The organism is Ureibacillus terrenus (genome assembly GCF_006569205.1).
GTDB classification, from domain to species: domain Bacteria; phylum Bacillota; class Bacilli; order Bacillales_A; family Planococcaceae; genus Ureibacillus; species Ureibacillus terrenus.
This window is the reverse complement of sequence record NZ_VIGD01000036.1, coordinates 1-5171: the sequence shown is the minus strand read 5'-3', so window position 1 is coordinate 5171 and position 5171 is coordinate 1. Positions and strand designations below refer to the sequence as shown.

9 protein-coding genes are annotated in these 5171 nt (G+C 38.7%); all 9 read right to left on the bottom strand.

The features are described from left to right. On the bottom strand, positions 1–250 hold a 250-nt coding region (locus FKZ59_RS13975; RefSeq protein ID WP_181733310.1), incomplete at its 3' end, for a transposase. A gap of 341 nt (positions 251–591) precedes the next feature. Beyond that, entirely contained in the window at positions 592–864 is a 273-nt protein-coding gene (locus tag FKZ59_RS13970) for a DUF3986 family protein (RefSeq protein WP_033026638.1), read from the bottom strand. Between the two features lie 23 nt (positions 865–887). Then, positions 888–1094: a hypothetical protein gene (locus FKZ59_RS15030; RefSeq protein ID WP_246045913.1), complete on the bottom strand. Its 207-nt coding sequence runs from the start codon at positions 1092–1094 to the stop codon at positions 888–890. A gap of 26 nt (positions 1095–1120) precedes the next feature. Continuing rightward, positions 1121–1360 (bottom strand): hypothetical protein, encoded by a 240-nt coding sequence (locus tag FKZ59_RS15025; protein ID WP_246045912.1) that lies wholly within the window; start codon positions 1358–1360, stop codon positions 1121–1123. 59 nt (positions 1361–1419) lie between these two features. Next, positions 1420–1782 carry a hypothetical protein gene (locus FKZ59_RS13960; RefSeq protein WP_246045911.1) on the bottom strand — a complete coding sequence of 121 codons (363 nt, stop codon included), beginning with the start codon at positions 1780–1782 and terminating at the stop codon, positions 1420–1422. Positions 1783–1998: 216 nt separating this feature from the next. After that, the gene (locus FKZ59_RS13955; RefSeq protein WP_141603356.1) at positions 1999–2622 is read right to left on the bottom strand and encodes a hypothetical protein; all 624 of its coding nucleotides are present in this window, start codon (positions 2620–2622) and stop codon (positions 1999–2001) included. A gap of 53 nt (positions 2623–2675) precedes the next feature. Next, on the bottom strand, positions 2676–3464 hold the full coding sequence (locus FKZ59_RS13950; RefSeq protein WP_141603355.1) for an NERD domain-containing protein: 789 nt from the start codon (positions 3462–3464) through the stop codon (positions 2676–2678). 36 nt (positions 3465–3500) lie between these two features. After that, entirely contained in the window at positions 3501–4019 is a 519-nt protein-coding gene (locus tag FKZ59_RS13945) for a hypothetical protein (RefSeq protein ID WP_141603354.1), read from the bottom strand. Between the two features lie 195 nt (positions 4020–4214). Beyond that, positions 4215–4703: a hypothetical protein gene (locus FKZ59_RS13940; RefSeq protein WP_141603353.1), complete on the bottom strand. Its 489-nt coding sequence runs from the start codon at positions 4701–4703 to the stop codon at positions 4215–4217. Positions 4704–5171: the final 468 nt, after the last annotated feature.

The window sequence follows — 5171 nt, the reverse complement described above, 5'->3', positions numbered from 1 at the left end:
CGAACAATTGGGTTTGAAATTCTCCGTTTCGGTCTCTAGGGACCAAAAGACCTTCAATCCGGCCATATTGCGTATCTAGATTTCGTTGATAGTAGCCGTTTCTCATATTTGATGTTCCGGCCTGTTCAATTTCGAGGAAATTTTTAATTTCTTCCCGCATGATCAGTTCTAATTTTTCCTTTACAAACTGACGAATGGCATTTTCCAGTTGATTTGCCCAGTCGACATTCGGTATACTTCTTTTAGACAAAGGTAGGGTACTTCTTTCTCTGGAATGTGTTGGTCCAAATCAGAGAATACCCTACCTTTTTTCTTTTGATCTAGTAAAATGCTTTACACAAAATTTTATACATCATCTCGAAAGGGGCTTCTATTTATAATAAAAATAAAACGTTTGTTTTTTGTTGAAAACAATTTCTAAATTGTGCTTGCCTAAAGTGAGCTTCAAACTGTCGAACTCGGGGTAGAAGTTCTGTGTCCTTTTTGGGAAGAGACTATACGATTAGAATTGAAAAATGCCCCAAGTGTTTTTCATCACTTGGGGCATGGATTGAAGTTACGTTAGCAAATTCGTTCCTTATTTCTTATATTTTATATTATATTATTTGCTTTTAACCATTCTTCAAATAGCTTACTTCCGACTTCATAAGATAAATCATCTGCATCAACAGTAAAAATCTTGTAACCATATTTTTCATGGAAATCATACTTATCTAATATTTTTTTAACTAATGTAGTATCTTGTTCATTATCTAAAAAAACTACCCATTTATTTTCATTCTGAATTTTATATGCGACTGCTTCTAAGTCAACATTGTTCTCATAATATCCTAAATGAAGATGCTGATTGGGATCAAATTTCACGCTTATCCACTCCCTGCAATTGATTACCATCTTAATGCACCAACCACATTTTTCGGTTCTGCATCTCTAAACTCCTTGATCATGTCCAAATAATCGTTAATATTTTCAACCGTTGCATCCCTTCCTTCGAATTCCAAAATAAAAGCTGCTATATAGCGCCAAACATTAGGGCCTGTCCATGATGATAATGGTATATTGTACAAATCTTCCCAAACATGCCGAAAATCCATTTGAAGATGAAACTTTGAGCGAATCTCTAAACTTTGTTCAAGCGTTTTCGTACGGTGTCTCCATATTTTTGCCCCTCCTTCTTCAACTCCAAAAAACCAAATCGGGGCATTGACATTTCCATAGCCAATCCAATTATACAAACATGATTGAATGTTTCATTTTTTTGCACGTACACCAATTGATGGAACACTTCTTGCCACGATAAATATCCGAAATGAACACCGCTTGGCAGTTTTCTGTCTTCCATCACCTTTTTAGCAATCATATTCACTTCTGGTTCCGTTCCTAATAAGAGCAAAAACTTTGGCGTCTGTCCTTTACCCTTTAGTAAATCACTCGCTTCTCGCTCCAATGATCGTCTGATGATAAAGGACTATGGTATTTCACTTCGATTCCTATGATCAAATGATCAAATTCAAGTAAAACATCGATTTCACTTCTTTCTCCCTTGACCCAAAACTTAACCTTATCCCCTATAAACTCGTCTTTTTGCATCTCCAAACCATTTATGAACACCGTTTGAGCGGTTTGAGAAAAAAATACAGCCTTGCTTAAAATCGGCTTAATCCCTTTGTGAAAAGGGAGATAACGCGACGTACCAAATACGTTCGCTGTCAGCTGATCTTCAAGCCGCTCGCTTAAATTCGAACCTTTCGATGATATTTTTCCATGTATTTCAGCTAACAAACTTTCTCTCCCCTGTCTGTGCCCATACATGCGACAAGTGACAGGATCCGCGTGCAACGAAGCTTCTCCTGTCGCACTCTAATTTTTTAATTGCTTCTCATAACACTTCTTCATCACAACAGATAAATCCGGGTTAATCAAGTCTTGCCCAAGACGTTTTCGTTCCTGACACAGCTTTTCTTCAAGAGGTGACAACAGACACTAAAACTATTTCTCTCAACTATATACGTCCCCAACATGAACAGCTACATATTGGAACTCGCCATGTTTGTCTTGGTTGATGGTGGAATAATGATGCCATTTCAATTGATATCTCCCTTTAATAAAGATCGGCGCATCACGGTTTTCTTTCGTCCCTGCTGATGCACGTTCCTGCCATTTTAACTCCCCGGTGATGATCCGGTTTTCATGAATGCGAAACTCGCAGTCCACCGTATTTGGTCGCATCGGCTCGGTCCAATACAAATGGTCATTCGTTAGCAACACAACGATCCCGTATACATTCCTTCTCCCCATCGTTATTCGTTCTAACTTTTCCACTTGCGCCAAAAAATCATAACGACCCTGATCCTGAGCACCGTGGTGCTTCAATTCAATCGTTTGCCCGTTTTGCTTTATCGTGACCCGAGCGAGCTTGTTCATTAAACAAATCGCGTATTGGCGCCCACTTTCCGGTTCTTCCACCCACAAATCGATCAGATAATCATGAAAGCGTTTGTTCTCCTCGACGCGGAACTTTTCTTGAAGCTGAAATTTTAATGACTGTTTAAAAGCTTCTTTTGAAGCAAAAAATCGATACTTTTGCGATAGGCGTTCCAATTCCTCGTGAATAGAAAACATCATTTTCCTCCTTCCCCTATCTATAGTTGCTACCCGATCGCCATGTTGCAAGTTCAGCCAATCGACTTCGTAAACTTGCATTTCGGATAATTATTGCAACCTTTAAATGTTCCGTATTTCCCTTTCCGAACGATTAGAACACCGCCACATTTTGGACAACGGTTTTGCTGTATATGTTGTTCCGTCTGCTTTTGCTTCGTTCGAACCGCTTGGATGTGCCTCTTTTTCATTTCTTTTTCTTGTGTCTTATCTTTGACAAGCACTGTTTCTAATTTTTGAGCTAAACGTTGCTTTGTTTCCCTATCGATCACTTTTGTTTGGTGTTGCTCGAGCACTTGTTTCAATTGTTTCGGATAAACCACATAAGCATGGGCAAAATGAGCATTTGATTTAAACTTTGCCCGCGGCAAAAACACGACAACCGAGTGAATCGGAATATGCGCAAACTCCTCCCCAAGCCAGCCTCTTAACGCCTTGATATGCCCTTTGTTCTGCAAAATAGGATTAAGAAATTTTTCTTTTCGTTTATAAATGACTTGCGTCCAATATTTTGACGTTTCATCTCCGAAAATCCAGCTGCTGTAATTTTTCGTTTCGATGACAAACAGTCCTTGATCGGAAAGGATAATATGATCAATTTGCGAAGTTGAACCGTCTTGTTTTGGAATATACAGGTTATGGAAAGCATTGTATTTTCCAGATAATGTTGATTCTATCTTTTTAATTGCTTTACGGACTTTATATTCTCCATACGATCCGATCCATTCCGCTTCTTTTGACTTGATCCATCTTGCCAGCAAAACAAGCAAGAGCAAAAGAAACAATGTATAGAAAAGACCCATATTCACAATTCCCCTCCCCGCCCCCAAATGTTATTGTTACAAACTGCTCAATCGACTTCTTTCAATTCTTATCGTATTGTCTTTTCCGTCTAGCATATCGGCACGCTTGCTGCCGTAAATGCGAAGCCAAGGGGAACTTTTGACCGCTTTCACGGACAGCCGCGCCGTTCCACGAATCTGTTCTTTTTCGATATCCACGCATTCGAGAAATTCGTCCCAGTAGACGATGGCAATGACTTGGTTGTAGTCGCTTAATTGCTTTTGCCCGCAAATGAAGGCAAAGATAAATTCTTTTTCTTTGTTGTTTTCCTGATGAATCTTAGTAATTTCCTCGATCTCATTGTCGCTAAACGAAAAAGACCAAGTGAAATCCTTGGAACCTGATGGAGTGGTATGGTACTTCGTATAAATGATATAACTCGCTTTATTCATCGTGACTTCGTATATTTGCCGGTTATCGTTTTCTTTTTCAAACAAAGCCGGTGCAAGTCCCTCGTTGACCAACGCAGAAAGCAACGCCCCGTAATAGTAATCCGCTTTGCAAATCGTTGTCATAGCTTTCCCCTCCCTTTGTCATAGACAGAAAGACTTAGTCAATCTGATTCTATCAATTTTTGTAAAAGCATGGTGTCGAATATTGTCAAATGAAATAAAAAAGAAGCCAATACGGCTTCTATCATTAAGAACGTGTTCCAGAATATCCATACGAATGCATAAAACACAAGGATAATACTTCCGTAGAACCGCTCTTTATCTTAAATGCTCAAGAATTTGCAACACTCTTAAAAATGGGTTTCCCAGGTCATTTGTATTTTCGGCGGCATACTTTCTCATTTCTTCAATACATCGTGTGTAATCTTTATTAATAACCAGTTGAAGCGTATCGATTTTCCGTAACTCTGTAGTCACATATCCTTCTGGTACATACGGCGACCAGAACATATAAACACGGTTCGGAAATTCGCTTAATAATAGTTCCGCATATTCCTTTTGCACTTCATGTTTTTGCTTAATTTTTTGGACCGTCATTTGATTATTGCCATAAAGAAGACCGCGTATATGAGTCGTCACTTCACATAAATATGCAGTTTTTGTTTTAAAATCTAACCCAACAACATCAAGTTCACTTAATCCTTTTAGTCCACCGCCCGGCATCCGTACATTATAATCTACAAAATCACACTGTTTGATGACTTTTAAATATCCACCTACTATATATTCGCCGATGTCTGTTTTCATTATATTTCTATCCCCCAAAAAACATAAAATGGTAAAATTGGTCATGAAAAGAGTTCTTTGTCATGCCTTCGTTTTGTTCCCGTCACCCTTGACATGTTCAACATATCCTTTTTTGGGAGAGTGTCAAGAGCGGTGGCGGTTCTTATCTCTCCTTCCGAATTAGTCTCCTATATTGAAATTCCATCATGTTCTCATAGAACTTTTGACACTACCATTTTATTTTACGACATAATTTATTTCAATATAAGGCTCCAAACTAGCACTTATAACGTAAGCCCGAAATCAAACAACGCCTATAAATCAATGACACCTCCCTGTAAGATGAAAGTAACAATTACAGAGGAGGTGTTCTTTTTTTGACAACGGAAAAACTCAATATCGTGCCTGTAAAATTAGAGTCCAAATCTGATCCAACTCCATCCCCAGCAAGTCGTGGTCCACTCAGACCAATATGCGTCATTCAATCCA